Origin of the sequence: Staphylococcus sp. GDY8P45P, from assembly GCF_017892745.1 — a bacterium.
Taxonomy (GTDB): domain Bacteria; phylum Bacillota; class Bacilli; order Staphylococcales; family Staphylococcaceae; genus Staphylococcus; species Staphylococcus cohnii.
In genome coordinates this window covers 624,561-643,576 of the sequence record NZ_JAESLS010000006.1, presented here as the reverse complement: position 1 = coordinate 643,576, position 19,016 = coordinate 624,561, and the positions used below count along the sequence as shown (strand labels likewise).

General features: G+C 30.4%; 15 protein-coding genes and 1 pseudogene. 8 read left to right on the top strand and 8 right to left on the bottom strand.

Translation table 11 applies throughout. The annotated features are described in order from the left end of the window. Positions 1 to 39: 39 nt before the first annotated feature. Positions 40 to 1,323, top strand: a complete 1,284-nt coding sequence (locus KA873_RS07800; protein ID WP_107384713.1) for a dicarboxylate/amino acid:cation symporter — start codon at positions 40 to 42, stop codon at positions 1,321 to 1,323. A gap of 199 nt (positions 1,324 to 1,522) precedes the next feature. Here KA873_RS07800 and KA873_RS07795 read toward each other — a convergent pair whose 3' ends face one another. The 4 genes and pseudogenes from KA873_RS07795 to KA873_RS13765 all read right to left on the bottom strand — a co-directional run. After that, positions 1,523 to 1,837: a hypothetical protein gene (locus KA873_RS07795; protein WP_226953592.1), complete on the bottom strand. Its 315-nt coding sequence runs from the start codon at positions 1,835 to 1,837 to the stop codon at positions 1,523 to 1,525. 184 nt (positions 1,838 to 2,021) lie between these two features. Further along, positions 2,022 to 2,771 (bottom strand): pyruvate formate-lyase-activating protein, encoded by a 750-nt coding sequence (gene pflA, locus KA873_RS07790; RefSeq protein ID WP_107384714.1) that lies wholly within the window; start codon positions 2,769 to 2,771, stop codon positions 2,022 to 2,024. A 23-nt stretch (positions 2,772 to 2,794) separates the two neighbouring features. After that, entirely contained in the window at positions 2,795 to 5,044 is a 2,250-nt protein-coding gene (gene pflB / locus KA873_RS07785; RefSeq protein ID WP_210140205.1) for a formate C-acetyltransferase, read from the bottom strand. A gap of 285 nt (positions 5,045 to 5,329) precedes the next feature. Beyond that, positions 5,330 to 5,527, bottom strand: a pseudogene (locus tag KA873_RS13765) (IS3-like element ISLmo1 family transposase); the annotation flags it as partial. A 707-nt stretch (positions 5,528 to 6,234) separates the two neighbouring features. On the opposite strand from KA873_RS13765, the gene KA873_RS07780 reads away from it, so the two are divergent. Then, on the top strand, positions 6,235 to 6,432 hold the full coding sequence (locus tag KA873_RS07780; RefSeq protein WP_107384716.1) for a hypothetical protein: 198 nt from the start codon (positions 6,235 to 6,237) through the stop codon (positions 6,430 to 6,432). A 598-nt stretch (positions 6,433 to 7,030) separates the two neighbouring features. On the opposite strand, the gene purU is transcribed toward KA873_RS07780, so the two are convergent. After that, on the bottom strand, positions 7,031 to 7,882 hold the full coding sequence (gene purU / locus KA873_RS07775; RefSeq protein ID WP_107505412.1) for a formyltetrahydrofolate deformylase: 852 nt from the start codon (positions 7,880 to 7,882) through the stop codon (positions 7,031 to 7,033). Positions 7,883 to 8,295: 413 nt separating this feature from the next. Here purU and xdrA point away from each other — a divergent pair, with 413 nt between their 5' ends. The 6 genes from xdrA (at position 8,296) to yhaM (ending at position 16,247) form a co-directional block, all read left to right on the top strand. Continuing rightward, on the top strand, positions 8,296 to 8,760 hold the full coding sequence (gene xdrA, locus KA873_RS07770) for an XRE family transcriptional regulator XdrA (RefSeq protein WP_019468125.1): 465 nt from the start codon (positions 8,296 to 8,298) through the stop codon (positions 8,758 to 8,760). Between the two features lie 416 nt (positions 8,761 to 9,176). Further along, complete coding sequence (locus KA873_RS07765) at positions 9,177 to 10,307, top strand: DUF445 domain-containing protein (protein ID WP_107505357.1); 1,131 nt, start codon at positions 9,177 to 9,179, stop codon at positions 10,305 to 10,307. 69 nt (positions 10,308 to 10,376) lie between these two features. Next, a complete protein-coding gene (locus KA873_RS07760; RefSeq protein WP_019468127.1) occupies positions 10,377 to 10,721 on the top strand; it encodes a YlbF/YmcA family competence regulator in 345 nt (114 codons plus the stop codon). A 465-nt stretch (positions 10,722 to 11,186) separates the two neighbouring features. After that, on the top strand, positions 11,187 to 12,371 hold the full coding sequence (locus tag KA873_RS07755; protein WP_107385247.1) for a metallophosphoesterase family protein: 1,185 nt from the start codon (positions 11,187 to 11,189) through the stop codon (positions 12,369 to 12,371). 1 nt (position 12,372) lies between these two features. Next, the gene (locus KA873_RS07750) at positions 12,373 to 15,306 is read left to right on the top strand and encodes an ATP-binding protein (protein ID WP_107386061.1); all 2,934 of its coding nucleotides are present in this window, start codon (positions 12,373 to 12,375) and stop codon (positions 15,304 to 15,306) included. Then, positions 15,306 to 16,247, top strand: coding sequence for a 3'-5' exoribonuclease YhaM (gene yhaM / locus KA873_RS07745; protein WP_107385246.1), 942 nt, complete (start codon positions 15,306 to 15,308; stop codon positions 16,245 to 16,247). The genes KA873_RS07750 and yhaM overlap by 1 nt, the downstream gene beginning before the upstream one ends. A 346-nt stretch (positions 16,248 to 16,593) precedes the next feature. On the opposite strand, the gene prsA is transcribed toward yhaM, so the two are convergent. From prsA to KA873_RS07730, 3 genes are all read right to left on the bottom strand, one after another. Further along, positions 16,594 to 17,586, bottom strand: a complete 993-nt coding sequence (prsA, locus tag KA873_RS07740; RefSeq protein ID WP_019468046.1) for a peptidylprolyl isomerase PrsA — start codon at positions 17,584 to 17,586, stop codon at positions 16,594 to 16,596. A 184-nt stretch (positions 17,587 to 17,770) separates the two neighbouring features. Beyond that, positions 17,771 to 18,337 (bottom strand): DUF3267 domain-containing protein, encoded by a 567-nt coding sequence (locus KA873_RS07735; RefSeq protein WP_107505309.1) that lies wholly within the window; start codon positions 18,335 to 18,337, stop codon positions 17,771 to 17,773. A gap of 281 nt (positions 18,338 to 18,618) precedes the next feature. Continuing rightward, positions 18,619 to 18,990 carry a YtxH domain-containing protein gene (locus KA873_RS07730; protein WP_107505310.1) on the bottom strand — a complete coding sequence of 124 codons (372 nt, stop codon included), beginning with the start codon at positions 18,988 to 18,990 and terminating at the stop codon, positions 18,619 to 18,621. Positions 18,991 to 19,016 lie beyond the last annotated feature (26 nt).

Genomic DNA, 19,016 nt, shown 5'->3' with positions numbered 1-19,016 from the left:
CTATATACTATATCTAATAAACATAAAGGGGATGTTATTATGAAGACTAAAAATCTTTCATTGAAAATTGTTATAGCGTTAATTCTCGGTATAGCAATAGGCTCCATACTTAACATGTTTGCGCAATCGAGTTTTGTAGTCAACGTTGATAAATATGTCTTCAATGTTATTGGGCAAATTTTTCTGAATTTAATTTTCATGTTAGTGGTGCCTGTTGTGTTTGTTTCAATTGTGTTAGGTGTAGTAGGTGTGGGTGATCCTAAATTACTAGGTGGTATTGGGTTGAAAACGATTAGTTTCTTTTTAACTACTACTGCAATAGCTATTATTATTGGGATTACTTTAGCTTTAGTTTTACAACCGGGTGAAGGGAAATCAGATTTATTAAAAAGTGAAGATGTTTCAAGTTATCAAAAAACATTAGATAAAGAAGATAATTCACAAAGTTCTGCTGCAAAGCAATCGTTTGATCAAACACTGATCAATCTTTTTCCTAAAAATCCATTACAAGCCATGAGTGAAGAAAATATGTTGCAAATTATTACATTTGCCATTTTCATAGGGGTTGGTTTGATAATGGTTGGTTCGAAAGCTGAAGCGGTACATCGGTTATTTGAGCAAACCAACGAAGTTTTAATGTATATTGTAACGATGATCATGAGCGTATTTGCACCTATAGGTACTTTTGGTCTTGTTGCACATGCATTTACAGGGGCAGGATTTGGAGCTATCCAACAACTTGGTATGTATTTCTTTATAGTGCTTCTAGCGCTATTTATCCATTTCTTCGTTGTATATGGTTCAGCGGTGAAATTTATGGCTAAATCAAGTCCACTAAAATTCTTTAAGGGGTTTCTTCCTGCAATAACACTAGGTTTTAGTGCTTCGAGTTCCACTGCAACCTTACCAGTATCACTTAAATGTACAAAAAATATGGGTGTTAGACCAGAAGTAGCATCTTTCGTACAACCTCTCGGTGCAACAATAAACATGGATGGAACGGCAATCATGCAAGGTGTTGCGACAATATTTATTGCACAAATCTCAGGTGTAGAGCTTTCATTTATGCAAATTATAACTGTTGTGGTCATCGCTGTTGTAGCATCTATTGGTACAGCTGGCGTACCTGGGGTTGGACTGATTATGTTAGCAATGGTTTTAAATGCCGTTGGATTAGATCCAGCAGCAATTGGTATTATTTTAGGTATTGATAGATTATTAGATATGACACGAACATCTGTCAATATTACAGGTGATGCCGCTTGTGCGCTTATCATTTCAAAAGCTGAAGATAAAAAATTAGCTGCTAGAAATGAAAGTTAATAAAATAATAGATATAAATATAAAGAATTTAAAATCTGAGAGTGGCTCTAACGTTTATACGTTTTGGCCACTCTTTTTAGTTGATATACATGAGAAGTGTTGCAAAATAGATGTTGATATATAAAAGTAGTATTTGTCTTTATAAAAAAACTAAACCATCACAATGATAGCTTAGTTTCAGATTAACCTAATGTGTTACTTATTCAGAAAGAAGTACATTATATAACTCTACAAATTTTTTGCCATCTTTTCTTGGAACCTGGTCAAAAAGCCAAGGCTCTCCGTCTGATTCCATAATAGTTATTCTAAAAGGGGTTAAGGATAGTCCAAATTTAACACTTTGAAGTTCATCAAAAGGGAATAAACTTTTGATTTCATGATTTTCAATTATTCCTTTTGCTTTAAACGTAATTTTATCATTATATAGCGTCAAAATTCCTGGAATCATTTGAGCATTAATAAATTTCATAGAAGCACTGATAGAAATTAGTTTTGTTGAAGTATGATTATCCAAAGAAACATCCCCTTAAAATTTGTTTCTGTTAATATATCATTTTGAAAAATATTATTCAATTTCATGTTCAATAGCAAAAAATAAAAGTAGTGAATGATATCTACATTTCAAATGATATCATTCACTACTTTTTTGATTTGATACATTTTAATAACCGCGATAATTTTAATGTGTCTAAATAAAGTTAAATAGGGGTGTAACCTTTAAAATTTACATATTGATATGCTTGTTTTACTTCAGCCTCAGTAGGTGCTTCTATATGCTTTAACACATAAGTTATACCTAGTGATTGCCATTTATGCACACCTAGTTGGTGATATGGCAGTATTTCAAAGCGCTTAACGTTATCGAGTGAATTTATAAATTCACCTAACCGCATCAAATCTTGTTTATTATCTGTAAGACCTGGCACCAGCACATGTCTTATCCAAACAGGCTGTCTTTTACGAGAAAGTGTTTTAGCAAAGTTTAATATATGTGTATTAGGTTGGCCAGTTAATTCCTTATGTTTAGCATTATCAATATGTTTAATATCTAATAATATTAAGTCTGTATATTTTAATAAAGCATCTAATTGTTTTTCAAAAGTGGGTGTATTTTTCGCAGTACCAGCTGATGTATCTATACAGGTATGAATATCATATTTTTTTAACGATTGAAATAGGGAGGTTAAGAATTTAATTTGTAGTAAAGGCTCACCACCACTTACTGTCACACCTCCATTTGATGCATCAAAATATGGTTTGAAAGGTATTATTTCGTTTACCATTTCATCAACTGTAACTGCGCGTGTATAGTCATTTATTTTCCAAGTGTCTGGATTATGACAGTATAAACATCTTAGTAAACAACCTTGGGTAAATAAAATATAGCGTAATCCTGGACCATCAACGGTACCCAAACTTTCAACAGAATGTAAATGTCCTTTTAACATATATAGGCCGCCTTAAATTCAAATTACATTTTTTCATGGAAAGTACGTGAAATTACATCTAATTGTTGTTCTCGTGTTAATTTAATAAAGTTAACGGCATAACCAGAAACACGAATCGTTAATTGTGGATATGCTTCAGGGTGTTCCATTGCATCTAATAGTGTTTCCCTATTAAATACATTAATGTTTAAGTGATGTCCGTGTTGCATTGCATAGCCATCCAACATACTTGTGAGATTTTTACATTGATCATTACTTTCCTTACCTAGTGATTTTGGAACGATGCTAAATGTGTTAGAAATACCATCTTTACAACAATCATAAGGTATTTTTGCTACGGTACTTAGTGAAGAAAGTGCGCCTTTTTGGTCACGTCCATGCATAGGGTTTGCACCTGGTGCAAATGGTTCTCCAGCTATACGACCATCTGGTGTATTTCCAGTCTTCTTACCATATACAACATTTGATGTTATCGTTAATACACTCATTGTATGTTCCGAATTGCGATAAGTTTTATGACTACGTAATTTTGTCATAAAGCGTTCTACAAGGTCTATTGCTAAATCATCGACACGTGCATCATTATTGCCATATTTAGGAAAATCACCTTCAATTTCAAAATCTGTAACAATACCATTTTCATCTCGAATAGGTTTTACTTTTGCATATTTGATTGCAGATAATGAATCTGCAGCAACAGAAAGACCAGCTATACCTGTAGCCATTGTTCTAATGATATTTGTATCGTGCAATGCCATTTCTATACGTTCATAACTATACTTATCATGCATATAATGAATAATATTAAGTGAATTAATATATACTCCAGCTAACCAATCCATCATTTTATCAAATTTTTCAAATACTTCATCATAATCTAGGATTTCTGTTTTTATACTTTCATAGGCAGGCCCAACTTGACGTCCTGATTTTTCATCTACGCCTCCATTAATAGCATATAATAATGTTTTTGCTAAATTAGCACGAGCGCCAAAAAATTGCATTTGTTTACCAATTGTCATAGCAGATACACAACATGCAATACCATAATCATCACCATAAGATTCTCTCATTAAGTCATCATTTTCATATTGAATTGCACTTGTTTTAATACTCATTTTTGCGCAATATGTTTTAAAATTGTCAGGTAGGCGAACTGACCATAATACTGTGAGGTTTGGTTCAGGTGCTGGACCTAAATTATCTAGTGAATGTAAGAATCGGAATGAGTTTTTAGTTACTAATGCACGTCCATCAATACCTACACCACCGATAGATTCTGTTACCCAAGTAGGATCACCAGAGAATAACTCATTATAGTCAGGTGTTCGCGCGAATTTTACGATACGTAATTTCATAATAAAGTGGTCTATGATTTCTTGCACTTCACGTTCTGTAATCAATCCATTGTTTAAATCTCTTTCAGCATAGATATCTAAAAATGTTGAAGTACGACCTAAGCTCATAGCTGCACCGTTTTGTTCTTTAATCGCTGCTAAATATGCTAAGTACAACCATTGTACTGCTTCTTTAAAGTTATAAGCTGGGCGACTTAAGTCAAATCCATAAATATTACCTAATGTTTTCAATTCATTTAATGCTCGGTATTGTTCAGACAATTCTTCGCGTAATCGAATGACATCTTCTGACATTTCTTTAGACATATTGTTGAAATCTTCCATTTTTTTCTGCATTAGGAAGTCTACACCATATAAAGCGACTCTGCGGTAATCTCCAATAATACGTCCACGACCGTACGCATCTGGAAGTCCAGTAATGATCCCAGCCTTTCTGCAATTTAGCATTTCTTTGGAGTATGCATCGAATACTCCTTGGTTATGCGTTTTACGATAGTCAGTAAATATTTTTTCAGTTTCACTATTTAAATCATAACCATACGCTTCACAAGCTGCTTTGGCCATGCGAATACCACCAAAAGGTTGCATTGAACGTTTGAATGGTTTATCGGTTTGGACACCTACTATGCTTTCTAATTCTTTATTTAGATAACCTGCCTCGTGAGAAGTGATGGTAGAAGGGATTTTTGTGTCCATGTCCCACATACCACCGCGTTCACGTTCTTCTTTAGACAATTGCATGACTTGATCCCAAAGCTTAGTTGTTGCTTCTGTAGGACTTTCTAAAAATTGATCATCACCTTCGTATAATGTGTAATTTAGTTGAATAAATTCTCTTACATCTACATGATGTTGCCAGCGACCTTTTTTAAAATCATTCCAGGCTGTGGATTGCATATTATTTTCTTTTAACATATCATTACCTCCAAAAGTATGTTATTTTTTTCACAATAATTATATCATTTGTTTTGTTAAAAAAATCACAAAGTTTTTGAATAATTTTAATCTAAAATGTGAAAGCTTTTGGAATCTGTATTAAAAAGTAATACACTTAAGGTATGTTATAGGTCTGTTATAGAACAGTTTTAAAAGTGTATAATTAATTAAGATTTAATAGAAAAAGCTAAACATAGTAGTTTTGAAAGTGATTTTCGACAATATCTATTACAATTTAATTAGAGTTATTAAGCCCGTTGTTTAATATAACGTTTCACACTTTAGCGGGGAATGGAAACATTCGATTAAGGCATTATCAGCTGGAATTCCCTGGGGGGACATGCTTCGGGTAATGATTTTTTCTTCGCATAATTTATAATATTCATATGATGTATACACACTTAATTAATTGCTATGAAATAGACATCCATTAGGTACTTTTATTTGCTTTAAGGTAAATAAGTAATATCTAAGGTATGAATACATCACAATTAATGATTGAAGATTATGAAATTAAAGTTGCTAAAGCCCACATACAGAACAACTTAAGTTTAGATAATTGCCATTTATATTAATGAAAATAATAAATATAAATGATTAGATAAATAAAAATTGAAAGGATTTTCAATAAACCTTTTTACTTTCAGACTTTTCTGATAGTGTTGTATCCAAGTTGCAATGATTTTGTAATATTATTGTGACATAATAGAAAGTGGTTTTTATTTATCATTATAGTAGGATTAGGGATAAGTAAAGATAATGTTAAATTAAGTCAGCCTACCGAAAGCGCATTGCATATTAAATAAAGTGACGGGGTTACAAGTACTCAAAATGACAATGGCGTAGTAACTTTAAAAGATCAGAATGGTAAAACTGAAAAGTTACCTACAGAAGCAAAAGATAAAGATGATAAAGACGTAGTATTAAAATAAAAAGAAACAAAAGATGGATATGATATCCAAGTTTTAGGTAAGAACCAAAAAGAAGGATGGGCTAAATGTACTCTAGGCACAGCTGGTGGAACAGGCACTGGTGGACTAGGTGGAGCAGGAGTCGGTTCAGCGGTACCTGGAATTGGTACGGTTGCTGGTGGAATAGTAGGTGGCGTTTCTGGAGCTGCTACTGGAGCTGCTGCATCTTGTTTCTAAATAATTATTAGGAGAATTGATATGGAAAATTCTATATTTTGGTCTAAAAAATTCATACCAGTTTATTTCATTGTTGCATTTTTAAGCTTTGCTTTATTTAAGTTTTATATACAAACAGATAATTATTCAGTATATATTCTTATAATTTTAGTATTTGGCTTAGGTATTGCATCATGCATATATAATTTTAAAAAAGATAATAATCAACATTCTAACTAAAGTTGATTTAGGCGCTTATATTAATTTATAAGTGCTTTTATTTATACTGTGATAAATTTGACGAATAGAGTTAATCTCTTAAGTAGTTGAATTAACTTCATCACATTTGTGTTTCTAACGATAATAAGTTGATTTTGAAATATTAAATAATTTTAATACTAGTTTAATTGAATATCTTAAGTTCAATGCTTCAACGACTTGTATAATTATTTTGGCTCAACTTCCTTTCCAATTCCTTGTACTTTTTAAAACATCAATTTCAGCTTTTTGCCTCTGTTTTATATTCTTAACTTTTCTTCATTATTTAATTATCCAATATCCTTACCATATAAATATTGTTTACCAACTTGTTGGTAGAATCTATGGGTTTTATCATTTCCACCAAGTTTTCACTTGTGAACTTTTTCTAATGTTTAATGTTTCCATAATTTCGCTTGAACTGTAACCTTCATTTTCATTTCTAATGAGTAAGCAACTCCTTTCATAGAAAAAAACACCTCCGTATTTTTCATTTTAAATGAATTCAACAGAAGTGTTTTTATTTTATTCCCACAAATTATGTTCAGCGCAAAAAGCTATTTCAGGTTTTTTATGAATATTAATTAAAAACAATTGTCTTACTATTCGCAGTCACAATCACCTTATGAAGCACATGATATTCTACAGCTTGAGCTAACACACTTGATTCAACATGCCGACCAATTTTACGTAAATCTTGTACATTGTACCGATGATTAATTCGGATAACGTCTTGATCTATGATTGGACCTTCATCCAGGTCAGAAGTAACATAATGACTTGTTGCTCCAACTAATTTGACACCGCGTTCCCATGCTTGTTTATAAGGATTTGCTCCTATAAATGACGGTAGGAATGAGTGATGAATATTGATGATTTGATTTGGATAGTGACTGACAAAATAATCGGATAGTATTTGCATATATTTTGCTAACACGATGAGTTCAACTTGATGCTCAGAACAAACATCTAGTATTTTTCTTTCTACGATTTCTTTATCTTCGTTGCTCGGTATGTAATAAAAAGGGATATGAAGTGTTTCTGCGAATTGTCTATTGTTTTCGTGATTACTAACGATACACACAATTTCGGCAGGCAATTCATTTCTGTTAACACGTAATAAAATTTCGTTGAAAGCATGATCTTCCTTAGAAACAAAAAGTGCTATTTTTGTATGTTGTTGATTGTCAAAGAGTTTAAAATCTATTTGATGTGTTTGCAACGTTGTTTCTAAATCTTCTTTCAATGATGGTACATTTTCAAATTCTAATCTCAAATATAATTGACCTGTAGATTTTGGTGAATGGTCGTATTCTGTAAAATGATCTAAATGTAGAATATTAGAATGATATTGAGCAATTTTATTAGTAATTAATGAAGTAATACCGACTTTATCTGTACAAGTTGCAAGTAAAATATATTTCTCTGTCATCTTTTACACCTCAATTATTAAAGTAACCCTGATTATAATGAAAATTCTGAAAAAAGTAAATAAATGATCATTTTCAATTGTTTAAGGCAAAGTATATGCCAAAAAGTAAAAATTAAGATATAATAATGAATAGTGTTTTTATATCAAAAGAGTAATAAGTAAAAAATATAATCACATTTCATGCTTGTTATGCGCTTACAATAAAAGTGGTATAAGTGTTTAAGTTAATTATAGGATATAAGATTGATTATTTAGATAATTTCGCAAATAACAAAAAACAACGAAAATATCATTTCGCTCTTTTATTTTATCGCAAATTGTATTAAGATGTAATTTGTGTTTCAAGAAACGTGTATTATTGCAATTTCTTGTGTCCGGATAAAATATTCTTTTATGAAAGGTAGATTAAAGTAATGGATAGACAGAGTTTTACAGATTTAATTCAAACAAAATTTAAAATGGTGCGTATTGAAGCAGGTTACACGCAAGATACAATGGCACAAACGATTGGTCTTTCAAAAAAGACACTAGTACAAATTGAAAAAGAGAGAGTATTGCCCAACTGGACAACATGTGTGTCAATTTGTGCATTATTTAGAGATTCTGATGTTCTAAATAGTACTTTCGGTTGCGATCCATTAGAAATGGTACAAACAATTTCACGTAACCATTGTGCGTATCCAAATCATTCTACAACTAGTGATATATATTGGAACACAGTTGATACTCGTAACGGCTATATTCTACAAAGCAATAAAGTAAGTGATATCTACCGTGTACTAAATCAGGAAACACAACCTATTTTTGGTACTTCTAAATTAAGAGAAGCTGAAACATATTTTGGTAGAGTTTCTAAAGAAGAATTAATGCACGTATAAATAAATGCATTTTGTGATAGAAGAATCATTATTTATAACATTAACTAATAAAGTTATAGCTTATATATTGAATGGTTTAGTCACTAAAGTTTAATTGAAATCGGTCATGAACAAATGAACTGAACTTAATAGGCAAGTTGATACAGTTTTTGACCTATGATAAAAAAGAATACATCATTGTAAGAGCGAACACGGGAAATCAAATGTTGATTGATTTCTAAATCGCTCTTTTTTTATTTTTGAATTTATACTAATACAAATTGAATATACTCATAATTATTGCTGCCAAGCAATTTTGTTTTTAAAAAATAACAAATAGTATACACATTTTTTTGATATATGTTATACAATGTAAAAATGACTGATATGAATGTACCTTCAGTTTATAACAAATTTTATTTGAAGGAGAATTAACTATGCACGCTTTTTTAATAATTATAGCGATGATGATTATTGGAGCAATAATAGGTGGCGTCACAAATGTAATTGCTGTAAGAATGTTATTTCATCCGTTTAAAACTTACTATATTTTTAATAAACGTATTCCTTTTACACCTGGGTTAATACCTAAAAGAAGAGCAGAAATTGCAGATAAAATTGGACAAGTTATTGAAGAACACCTATTGACTGAAACATTAATTAAGTCAAAATTAAATGCACCTAAATCAAGAGAAGCAATCGAATCATTAATCTTAAAACAGATTCAAAAATTAAAAACAGACCATGTGACGATTCAATCGTTGACGAAAAGTTTAGATGTTGATGTTGTACAGGTTACTAATGATAAAATGTATTCGGTTATCAATAATAAATTAGAACAATATTATGCTGAACATAAAGAAACTCCTATAAAACAAATGATTCCTTCAGATATTGAAAAAAATATTGATGCAAAGGTAGATGGAGTACCTGAATTATTGTTTGAACGTGCACGCGTCTATCTTAAATCAGAAAAAGGCACAGCTGATATAGCATCAATGTTAGATACTTTCTTTAATGAGAAAGGTAAAATCGTAGGTTTGCTACAGATGTTTATGACTAGAGAAAGCATTGCAGATCGAATACAACATGAATTGATTAGATTAACAAATCATCCTAAAGCTAAAGCAATTGCAAAGCAGATTATTGAAAATGAATACGCAACATTTAAATCAAAAACGTTAGTAGAAATCATCAATGAAGATCAATTCGATTCGCTTAAGGTAACGGTTGCTGATTTACTTATGAACTATGCAAACATAGATAATATATCGAATCGACCACTGAAAGAAGTAATGCCAGAATTTATAACATTCTTAGAAACAAAAATTTCAAAACAACTTACAGAATTGATTATTGATAAAGGTTCTAAACATATTTCTCCAATCATGAAAAAAATCAACCTAAGACAAATGGTTGAAGAACAGATAAATTCATTTGATTTAGCATATATTGAACGCTTAATCATAGATATCGCAAATAAAGAGTTGAAATTAATTATGCTTTTAGGCTTTTTATTAGGCGGCATCATAGGTTTATTACAAGGTGTGATTGCAATTTTTGTATAACATATTAAATTATGTTATTGTAATATCGATGTGGTTATAACACATATACAAATAAAGGAGTGAAGCACAGTGGCAGTAAATTTATACGATCATGCAAATCAATTAGAACAAGCTTTAAGAGAAAGTGATGAATATCAAGCAATTCAAAAAGCTTATGCTAAAGTAAAAGAAAATGATGAATCAAAAGCACTTTTTGATGAATTCCGTGAAACACAATTAAACTTCCAACAAAAACAAATGCAAGGTGAAGAAATTGGTGAAGAGGAATTACAAAAAGCTCAAGAACAAGCACAAAAAATCGAAAATGATTCTAACATTTCAGAATTAATGGCTGCTGAGCAAAACATGAGCCAAGTATTCCAAGAAATTAATCAAATCATTGTTAAACCTTTAGATGAAATTTACGCTGACTAATTAATCAGAATGTTTATTTTTAAAAATAATCTAAAGTTTTTATAAAAAGTTAAAAATATTTAATGTGTTGCTATGTAAAAATTGATTTTTGAAATCAATACATGGCCACAACCATAATTGAAAGAAATATATGAACTTTTATTCAAGCATATGTATGATAAACTCAATATATTGAGAAGTGATATACAAAAGAATTGATTCCGATAAATGAGTTCTTTAATTGCTGGATAATAGTTCATTTTTTATTCAATGAACCATGGTTAATATTGAATTTCAAGCTGAGACATTTATTTATGTTTCAGCTTTTTTGTTTTATCGACTGTACAATAGTCGGTGTGGTAAAATAAAGAGATACAAGGTATTAGCATGTACATAGGTATTAGTAGAGTTTTTTAAATCTCAAAATAAATGCCTAGTTTTCATGCTTTTTATAAAAACCTTTAAATAAAGGAGAACTATAACTATATGGTTAAATTTATTCATTGTGCAGATTTACATTTAGATAGTCCATTTAAGTCTAGAAGCTACTTAAGTCAATCGATATTTGAAGATATGCAAAAAAGCGCATATGAAAGTTTTAAAAAAATCGTGGATTTAGCGTTAAATGAAGAAGTAGATTTTATGATTATAGCAGGGGATTTATTTGATAGTCATAATAGAACACTCCGTGCTGAAGTGTTCTTAAAAGAGCAATTTGAACGACTATCAAAAGAACAAATATTTGTTTATCTTTGTCATGGTAATCATGATCCGCTTTCTTCATCTATAGGTACTGAATGGCCAGAGAACGTTTCTGTTTTTTCTGAAAATGTAGAAACATATCAAACAATTACCAAAAATGGCGAAGAAATATATTTACACGGTTTCAGCTATCAAAATGAAGCGAGTTACGAAAATAAGCTTGATGCTTATCCATCAAGCCAAGGCCAAAAAGGTATCCATATAGGTATTTTACATGGTACATATAGCAAAACGAACACAAAAGACCGTTATACGGAATTTAGATTGGAAGATTTAAACAATAAACTTTATCATTATTGGGCACTTGGTCATATACACGAGCGACAACAACTAAGTGATATGCCTCAAATTCATTATCCTGGTAATATTCAAGGTCGTCATTTCAAAGAAACTGGAGAAAAAGGCTGCCTATTAATAGAGGGAGATGATTTACATCTAAATGCTAAATTTGTGCCAACCCAGTTTATTCGTTTTGAGAAAGCTGAAATAGATACAGACATGACTTCAAAACAAGGTTTGTTTGACGCAATACAAGACTTTAAATCACAAGTTAGAGCTCACGGTAAAGCAATTTATCAATTAGTAGTACATGTCAATTCAGACGAAATTATTTCTGATCAAGATTTAATGCAAGTACATGAAATGATTAGCGAATATGAAGAAAATGAGCATAATTTTGTGTTTATAGAAGATTTAAAAATAAAGAATAAAGATGATGATAAAACGACTCTTGTTAAAGAATTTTCACCAGATTTGATTGAAGATAATTCAGTTTATGAGCAAGCTATGAATGATTTATATCTTAATCCAAAAGCTTCCAAATACCTAGAAAATTATGATGATTTTGATCGTCGTGAATTAATTAAGCGAGCGGAATTATTATTAAAATCAGATATGAGGGGGGAATAAAATGAAGATTAAATCATTAGATATATATGGTTATGGTAGATTTATTCAAAGAACCATTCAATTTGATGAACATTTCACAGAAATATATGGAGAAAATGAGTCAGGAAAGTCTACGATACAGGCATTTATACATTCTATCCTATTCGGTTTTCCAACTAAGAAAGAAAATGAACCACGACTAGAACCACGTTTAGGTAATCAATATGGCGGAAAACTTACATTGATTCAAGATGATGGTTCTTTGATAGAAATTGAACGTATCAAAGGTGCAGCAACTGGAGACGTTAAAGTTTATCTACCAAACGGCGCCATCAAAGATGAAAGCTGGTTAAAAAAAGAACTTAATTTTATCTCAAAACGTACATACCAAGGTATATTTTCATTTGATGTATTAGGTCTACAAAATATTCATAAAAATATGGATGAAACGCAATTACAAAACTATTTACTTCAGGCTGGTGCATTAGGATCAACAGAATTTACTAGCATGCGTGAAATTTTGAATGATAAAAAAGAAATGTTGTATAAGAAAAATGGTAGAAATCCAATGATTAATCAACAACTTGAAGAATTGAAGTCATTAGAGCGTCAAATTCGAGAAGAAGAAGAAAAGCTATCCTCTTATAAACGCTTAGTAGATGATAAAGATAAAGCTGATCGACGTTTAGAAAATTTGAAACAAAATTTAAATCAACTGTCTAAAATGCATGACCGTAAACAAAAAGAATTAGCTTTACATGAACAAACACAAGAGTGGAAAACGCTAGAAACGCAATTAAATATCGAACCTGTCACATTTCCTGAACAAGGTATTGATCGCTATGAATCTGCAAAAATTCAAACGCAAAATTTAAAAAGAGATATTGGTTTAAGAGAAGAGCGATTAGCACACTTGAAAAGTGAAAACGAAAAAATCAATGTCCCTAAGCAATCTGATTTAGATGCTTTTAACCATATACAGCAACAAGAAAATGAAATTAAACAAAAAGAATACGAATTAAAATCAGTTGAAAAAGAAATTCAAGATAAAGAACGTGAAAAATCAGGCTTAAAGTCTAATATTGGATGGCAAGATGTATACCATGAAGTAGACAGTTCAGAGGCAATGAAGAGTCACGTAAGTAATCAAATTAAAAATAAACAAGAACAGACTGCTTTTATTCAACAATTAGAACGCAATATTGAAGAAAATAAAATTGATAAAGAAACAAATCAAACTGAGATGGATGCATTAGAAAAAGATATTGTGTCTGATGAAAATTATGAAAAGAAAAAGCAATATAACAATCGTGTGTTTGAACTTCAAGAGAAGAATAATTTATATCAAAAAATGAAAGAAGCGTTTGATAAAGAACAACAAGAAAATGAACGCAAGCAGAATATTTTCCGATTTGCTTTGATTATATTAGCGGTTGTTGGTATTGGATTAACAGTCTTTTCATTTATTTCTGCTAATTTAGTCTTTGGTATTGTATTTGCAATACTTTCTCTTATATTTATCGTAGGAATATTTTTAGTTAAATCAAAAGAGATTGGACATAGTGAAACATTTTCTAATGAAATTGAAGATTTGCAACACCAAATAAATGATTTAGAAGCTAATTATAATTTGGATTTTGATTTAGATGATCAAAATAGGATTCGCGAACAATTTCATAATGCTATTAAAACGAAAGAAGCTTTAGATAAAAAAGCAAATTATTTATCTTCTAATTTAGAAGCGGCTCAGCACCAATATTCAAAATCAGATAATGAGATTAACCAAATTAAAGATGAATTACATTTATCTGATAAAATTTCAGACGAACTCATTATTGATAGTATTGCGACGATGAATAAAATTAAGGATTATGACAATCATACGGTTGAATTGAACGATCAAAAAATTGAGTTACAACAAGCATTAAATACATTTTATGAACATGCCAAAGCAGTAACTCAAAATCAATTTACGACTTTTAACACGCTATCTTTATTTCATGATGTAAATCAATGGTTAAAAGAAGAAACAACGAATTTAGATAAATGGAATAGGAATCAAGAACAAATCGCTTTAATAGAAAGTGAATTATCACAACTTAAACATCGTTTAAATGAGAATAGTAATGTGATTTCACAATTATTTAACTTTGTAAGTGCAAATGATGAAGAATCATATTATTATCAACATGCACAATACCGAGCTTATCACCAACAATTAAATCGTTTTAATGATTTAACAAAATATCTGGAAAACCAAAATTATAATTACGAAGCTAGTTCCATGTTAAGCCAAAAAACATATGCACAATTATCTGAAGAAGATGAAGTGTTGGAAAGACAAGTAGATAATTATAATGACCAATATTTAGAAATGCAATCAGAAGTCAGTGATTTAAACGCTAAAATCACGGATATGGAAACAGATAAGACACTAGCGGATTTACGTCATAAGTTCCATATTTTGAAAAATAGAGTGAACGATGAAGCGAAAGATTGGGCAAGTCTCAGCTACTTACAATCTTTAGTGGAAGGACATATTAAACAAATTAAAGACAAGCGTTTACCACAAGTGATAAATGAAGCAACAGAGATCTTTGCACATTTGACAAATGGAAATTATGTACAAGTTACTTATGCGAATGAAGATTTAATGGTAAAACAAGTGAATGGTCAAATGTACGAACCAATTGAATTAAGCCAGTCTACTAAAGAAATACTATATATCGCATTGCGTTTAAGTTTAATTAAAACATTAAAACCTTACTATCCATTCCCTGTAATTATTGATGATGCATTTGTACATTTTGATAAACATAGAAAAGAAACGATGATGAATTATCTAAGACAAATGCCTAATGATTATCAAATTTTATACTTTACATGTGTCAAGGATACAAGTGTGCCTTCAAAACAAATTATTACTTTGAATAAACCTGAGGAAGGCGGTAAATAATGAGAAATGTAGAAAAATTAAATCCTGGAGATTCAGTTGATCACTATTTCTTGATTCATAAAGCGACACAAGGTGTGACTGCTCAAGGGAAAGACTATATGACGATATATCTTCAAGATAAAAGTGGAGACATAGAAGCCAAATTATGGACTGCTACTAAGGAAGATATGCGCGTGCTAGAACCAGAAAAAATTGTACACGTAATTGGTGATGTTATAAATTATCGTGGGCGTAAACAGATGAAAATTAATAAAATTAAATTAGCTTCAGATGAAGCAGATTTAAACATACATGATTTCGTAGATGGCGCCCCGCTGACACCAGAAGAAATCAAAGAAGAAGTCTCACATTATATTTTGGAAATTGAAAATGCAAATTTACAACGTATTACAAGACATTTATTGCGCAAATATCAAACGGAATTTTTTACATTCCCTGCAGCAAGTACACATCATCATAATTTTTCAAGTGGGTTAAGTTATCACGTATTAACAATGTTACGTGTCGCAAAATCTATTTGTGATATATATCCACTGTTAAACCGTAGTTTGTTATATAGTTCTATTATTTTACATGACCTTGGTAAAGTTAAAGAATTAAGTGGCCCTGTTGCAACAACATATACAGTTGAAGGCAATTTATTAGGTCACATTTCTATAGCAAGTGATGAAGTAGCAGATGCTGCTCGAGAATTAAAAATAGAAGGCGAAGAGGTATTATTACTACGTCATATGATATTAGCGCATCATGGAAAAATGGAATTTGGCTCTCCAAAACTACCACATATGAAAGAAGCGGAAATTTTATATTTCATCGATAATATTGATGCAAAAATGAATATGTTTGAAAAAGCATATAAAAAAACACCAAAAGGTCAATTTACTGAACGTATATTTGGACTTGAGGGTAGACAATTTTACAATCCAACATCATTGGATTAAACAAAAAATAATATACGTTAAAAAAATAAATTCTTAAAAAGGACTAATCCAATTTTGCATGGACTAGTCCTTTTTACATGTAAACTCATTCGGTTCAGACCGTGAAAACTTACATGTAACTTATTGTAGTAGGGATGAGTCAACAGTTTTTTATTCATGGGATAATTTGGCTTAGCCTCAGTAGTTTAAACATGTATTTATCATATGTTGAATATTAATACAAAAAATAAAATACTATCGTATCAATTATGTACCTAATTAAGAAATATGAGTACGTTTCATTGAAAAAATAAGGCAAATGCTATCTATAATAGCATTTGCCTTATCTATGTTTTGAGATATGATTTTATTGTCCAGAGGTCATACCAGCTCCACCTTGTTGCATCGCTTGCTGTTGTTGTTGCTGCTGTTGTTGTTGTTTGATTTTATCTGGATCTAGAATGGAATCTTCGATAGCTTTTTTGATATCTCGATCTTTATAATCTACTTTGTATTCATCTAACAATTCTTTATAAGCGTCTGTTAATAATTTAGGACTTTTTTGTACTTTTTGTTGGATTAATTGTGATTTTAGCTTACCTTTTTCTTTATCAAAGTCATTTTCTTTATCTGCTTTAATAATATGATAACCATAATCCGTTTTAACTACTTTTGAAACGTCGCCTTCTTTAAGTTTGAATAGTGCTTTTTCAAAATCTTTTTCCATTTGTCCTTTGATAACATAGCCTAAGCTACCATCTTTTTTAGCTGAAGATTTATCCATGGATTCTTTTTTGGCAATTTCTCCAAACTTATCAGGATTTTCTGATACTTGTTTTTGGATTTTTTCTGCTTTTGCTTTCGCATCTTTATCTGATAAACCTTCTTTGTCATCTTTATTCTCTTTAACTTTAATTAAGATATGTGAACCTTTTTTCGTAGATTCTTTGATTTCTTTATCAGAAATATCCACTTTATCATTTAGTAGTGCTTTTTGATAAGATTGTAATTTTTTCTGCTCTTTATAGTCACTAAGTGACATTTTTTGTTGTTTCAACATACTTTCAAATTGATCTTTACCACCATATTGCTTCTGTTCTTTCTCAACCTCTTTATCAATATCTTTAGTATCTATTTTATCTTTATACTTATCTGCTAACAATTTATTTAATAAAATTGAAAAAGACGTATTTGCAACTTGCTCATCGCCCATTTTATTCATTACATCTTCAACTTTAACATCGCCAGCTTTTGATGAAATGATTGTATCTTCTTTAGAATCTGTAGCACTATTACCACAAGCACCTAATAGTAATGCACTGGCAGTAACAGGAATTATAACTTTTTTAAATGTTTTCATGTTTGGGAACTCCTTTTGTAAGAATAACAACGTAAATATAACATATAAAGTCGTTTTCACCAATTAGAAACCCAATATATACGACTATAGTTGTAAGCTTTTTATGTGGAAAGCGTGCATAAAAAAACTGCCAACAAAGTCGGATACTTTGACGACAGTCTGAAAAGCAAACATTGCTGTTTGCTTAATCAAGTTCATTATTCCATTGTGGGGATACTTTATTTAAAATATTAATACCTGTTTGATGTTCTTCAACATAAGCGCCTTCATTTGAAAATAATATAATTTTTAAATAAAGAAAATCCATGACCGAATAGCCTAAATTTAAAGCAATTAAAAACATCAAATAATGACCATATTGCGGAATTAAAGTACTTATATAACCACAGATAATTGTAATAAATAAAGCAGGCGTGATTAAATCAAAACAAAAGTAATATTTATTAACTGGTGTATTTACATACACATTATAAAATGGCACAGGTTTACGTTTTACTAATTTATATTTTTTAAATGATTTACGATAGGGATAGAAAAATAATAAATGGATTAATTTATGCAATGGGTACAAAAGTACCACTAAAATTAAAAATATCAAAAAGTGATCATCTGTTAACTTGGTATTTGAAAAGAAGTATAATAGTTCGTATGCAATTAAAAATGTAATAATTGTAGTAGCAAAACTAAGGAAAGCAATTCTAGGTATGCCAAAACGAGCGTTAATATCTATTTGACGTGTACATAAATACATTACGCAATCATACTCCTTTTAAAATATATTGAATATACTTTCGTATTATCTAACGTATTACTACAATCGTCAAGTTTAACTTTATGCTAGTTTTAGAGTTTGAAAGATTATTTAGAAACACACTGGTTGAACATTATAGTACTTGAGCAAAGAAACTTATGAGACTAAAAATTTAGTTATGAATTAGTATTATTTCAAATGCTTAAAGAATCTATTATAAAAAATAAAAGAGTTATAACTCTTTTGAAAACTAAGTCATAACTCTTATTTAACCAAACTTATTATTTATCTTTTTCAAAGGCTTTTGAAATTTCTTCGCCACGATTTTGTAAATTCTCAATATGAGATTGCAAATTTTCAATATTAGGATCGATATCAGATTTGAAATCGCCAATCATCGTTTTTACTTCATCACCGATAGTGCTTCCAATTTCAGTACTTTCGGACTTGATTTGAGCAATGTAATTTACAATATCATTGACGTTTTGTTTTATTGTATTGATTTCTCTATCAAATTCAGATTCAGCACCTGTAGGCTTACGCGCTTCTGTCACGTATTGGTTTGAATTTTTCTTATCACGATTCATTAATGCAACACCAATTCCAGTTGCAACACCAGCACCAAGACCTAGTAATAATTGAGCTGTTTTCATAAAAATTCTCCTCATTTCTAAAATTT

What these genes read in the sequence shown, in the direction of transcription:
- KA873_RS07800 (WP_107384713.1), top strand. Translation starts at nt 40, where the DNA reads ATGAAGACTAAAAATCTTTCATTGAAAATTGTTATAGCGTTAATTCTC.
- pflA (WP_107384714.1), bottom strand. Translation starts at nt 2,771, where the DNA reads ATGTTAAAAGGACATTTACATTCTGTTGAAAGTTTGGGTACCGTTGAT.
- pflB (WP_210140205.1), bottom strand. Translation starts at nt 5,044, where the DNA reads ATGTTAAAAGAAAATAATATGCAATCCACAGCCTGGAATGATTTTAAA.
- KA873_RS07780 (WP_107384716.1), top strand. Translation starts at nt 6,235, where the DNA reads ATGGAAAATTCTATATTTTGGTCTAAAAAATTCATACCAGTTTATTTC.
- purU (WP_107505412.1), bottom strand. Translation starts at nt 7,882, where the DNA reads ATGACAGAGAAATATATTTTACTTGCAACTTGTACAGATAAAGTCGGT.
- xdrA (WP_019468125.1), top strand. Translation starts at nt 8,296, where the DNA reads ATGGATAGACAGAGTTTTACAGATTTAATTCAAACAAAATTTAAAATG.
- KA873_RS07765 (WP_107505357.1), top strand. Translation starts at nt 9,177, where the DNA reads ATGCACGCTTTTTTAATAATTATAGCGATGATGATTATTGGAGCAATA.
- KA873_RS07755 (WP_107385247.1), top strand. Translation starts at nt 11,187, where the DNA reads ATGGTTAAATTTATTCATTGTGCAGATTTACATTTAGATAGTCCATTT.
- KA873_RS07750 (WP_107386061.1), top strand. Translation starts at nt 12,373, where the DNA reads ATGAAGATTAAATCATTAGATATATATGGTTATGGTAGATTTATTCAA.
- yhaM (WP_107385246.1), top strand. Translation starts at nt 15,306, where the DNA reads ATGAGAAATGTAGAAAAATTAAATCCTGGAGATTCAGTTGATCACTAT.
- prsA (WP_019468046.1), bottom strand. Translation starts at nt 17,586, where the DNA reads ATGAAAACATTTAAAAAAGTTATAATTCCTGTTACTGCCAGTGCATTA.
- KA873_RS07735 (WP_107505309.1), bottom strand. Translation starts at nt 18,337, where the DNA reads ATGTATTTATGTACACGTCAAATAGATATTAACGCTCGTTTTGGCATA.
- KA873_RS07730 (WP_107505310.1), bottom strand. Translation starts at nt 18,990, where the DNA reads ATGAAAACAGCTCAATTATTACTAGGTCTTGGTGCTGGTGTTGCAACT.